This window comes from Pseudomonas sp. KCJK9111, from assembly GCF_046231935.1.
In the GTDB taxonomy this organism is placed as follows: domain Bacteria; phylum Pseudomonadota; class Gammaproteobacteria; order Pseudomonadales; family Pseudomonadaceae; genus Aquipseudomonas; species Aquipseudomonas parafulva_B.
The window spans coordinates 1-2,410 of sequence record NZ_JBJJMO010000125.1; the positions used below are offsets into that span (position 1 = coordinate 1).

The window sequence follows — 2,410 nt, forward strand, 5'->3', positions numbered from 1 at the left end:
GACCACTGCCACGCTGACGGCTTCGCCGAGCGTGACCGAAGGTGGCGTGATCACGTACACCGTGACCCTGACCAACCCGGCTCAGACTCCGGTCACCGTGACCTTGTCCAACGGCCAGGTCATCACCGTTGAGGCTGGCAAGACCCAAGGCAGCATCGACTTCCAGACCCCGGCGAACGACGTCTACAACAACGGCTCGACCGTTAGCGTGACTATCGACAGCGCCACGGGTGGCAACTTTGAACAGCTGACGCCAAACCCGACACCAGCCGTTACCACGATCAATGATTCGATCGACACCACTACCGCGATCCTGACCGCGAGTCCTTCGGTCACCGAAGGCGGTATCATCACCTACACCGTGACCTTGACCAACCCGGCTCAGACCCCGGTGACCGTGACCCTGTCCAATGGCCAGGTCATCACCGTTGAAGCAGGCAAGACCCAGGGCAGCATCGACTTCCAGACCCCGGCCAACGACGTCTACAACAACGGCTCGACCGTTAGTGTGACCATCGACAGCGCTACGGGCGGCAACTTCGAGCAGCTGACGCCGAACCCAGCGGCTGCGGTTACCACGATCAATGATTCAATCGACACTACAACCGCGACCCTGACCGCGAACCCTTCGGTTACTGAGGGCGGTGTCATCACCTACACCGTGACCCTGACCAACCCGGCTCAGACTCCGGTCACCGTGACCCTGTCCAACGGACAGGTCATCACCGTTGAAGCAGGCAAGACTCAAGGCAGCATCGACTTCCAGACCCCGGCCAACGACGTTTACAACAACGGTTCCACCGTTAGCGTGACCATCGACAGCGCCACGGGCGGTAACTTCGAGCAGCTGACGCCTAACCCGACGCCAGCCGTAACGACGATTAATGATTCAATCGACACCACTACCGCGACCCTAACCGCTTCGCCGAGCGTCACCGAAGGCGGTGTGATCACCTACACCGTAACGCTGACCAACCCGGCTCAAACCCCGGTGACCGTGACCCTGTCCAACGGCCAGGCCATCACCGTTGAAGCAGGCAAGACCCAGGGCAGCATCGACTTCCAGACCCCGGCCAACGACGTTTACAACAACGGTTCCACCGTTAGCGTGACCATCGACAGCGCCACCGGCGGCAACTTCGAAAAACTGACCGCAAACCCCACGCCAGCCTCCACGGTCATCAACGACAGTATCGACACTGTCACCGTTAGCATCGTCAGTAACGGCAATGTGACCGAAGATCAGCAGCCGTCCTTCACGGTCAAAGTCAGTCAAGCCTTGGACCGTCCGCTCACTGTCACATTGTCGAATGGTGACAAAGTCACCATCGAGGCTGGAAAGACTGAGGTCGAGTACAAGCTCGCCGCACAAGGCGACGATGTCATCAAGGATCCAGGCTCCGTCACGCTAGGCGTGACCGACGCTAGCGTCCCGGGCGCCACGTTCGAGAACCTAGTCATCGGTGGCCCGGCAACAGTTGAAATTTCCGACACCATCAGCGAAGTCATCGCAACCCTTACGGCGGACAAGACGACTGTTACAGAGGGTGGCCAAGTTACCTACACCGTAACCCTGAGCAACGCTCAAGGCTTGCCTGTCACTCAACATGGAGCACTGACTTTCACGCTGACTGACGGGACGAAAGTCACCATTCCAGCCAATAGCGTCGCTGGCAGCACTACTATTGCCGTTGGCGATGATGTGTATATGGGTGGCCAGCCTGCTCTGGTGAACAAGCTAGAGTCGGTTTCGGGTGGAGATAACTTCGAGAAGTTGACGCTGGGCAATGAGGTTGTAACCACTACAGTAACTGACGAGCCAGGTTCGGGTACCCCGGGCACGGGTAACCAAGGCGATTTGGTACTGGTCACTATTACCGCTGACCAGAACTCCGTAGCTGAGAACGTCAAGCCGACGTTCACTGTTCAGATCAACAAGGCCTTGGCCAATGACTTGGTTGTGACCCTGAGCAACAACGCTCAGGTCACCATCAAGGCTGGTCAGACTGCCGTGTCCTACGAGCATGCTGCTCAAGGCGACGACGTCTACAAAGACTCGGGCGAAATCAGCCTGGGCATCAAGTCGGCAGCAGACGCTGGCGGCCGTACCTTCGAAAACCTGCAGCTGGGTAACGATGCCTCGGTCAAAGTTACCGATACCATCGACGAAGTTGTGGCCAAGCTCACCGCTTCGACTTCGGTCGCCGAAGGCGGCGAGATAACCTACACCGTGACGCTGACCAACAAAGACGGTCTGCCGATCAACAACCACGCTGAGCTGTACTTCCACCTGAAAGACGGCACCACCGTCGTGGTTCCTGCCAACAGCACCGTAGGTTCGGCCACCGCTACTGCGCCGGACAACGTTTATGTGGGTACGAACCCTGCCGTCGTGAACTCGATCGAATCG

1 protein-coding gene is annotated in these 2,410 nt (G+C 58.3%); it reads left to right on the forward strand.

The window, feature by feature from the left end; translation table 11 throughout:
• On the forward strand, window positions 1-2,410 hold a 2,410-nt coding region (locus ACK59L_RS21455; RefSeq protein WP_409275941.1), incomplete at both ends, for an immunoglobulin-like domain-containing protein.